The 241-nt window shown below is 75.1% G+C and carries 1 pseudogene; it reads right to left on the reverse strand.

The features are described from left to right. Positions 1 to 241: pseudogene (locus tag BN358_RS26485) on the reverse strand (hypothetical protein); the annotation flags it as partial.

Raw genomic sequence — 241 nt, forward strand, 5'->3', positions numbered from 1 at the left:
CACGACGGGGTCGGCCCCGGACCCGCCGGTCCAGGTGTAGACGAGCCCCGAGCCCCCGATCCGCTCGCAGGTGAGGCGCTCGTGGACGAGCGGGTACTGCTCGGCGAGCAGGGCGATCAGTTCCTCGAACGGGCCGTCCCCGGTCTCGGCACGCTCCGCGGAGACCGTCGGGATGCGGATCAGGGCGGCCAGCCGTTCCTCGATCCCCGGACGGGCGGGCGCGACATCGGTCGGCGCGGCG

Origin of the sequence: Sedimentibacter sp. B4 (assembly GCF_000309315.1) — a bacterium.
GTDB lineage: Bacteria > Bacillota > Clostridia > Tissierellales > Sedimentibacteraceae > Sedimentibacter > Sedimentibacter saalensis.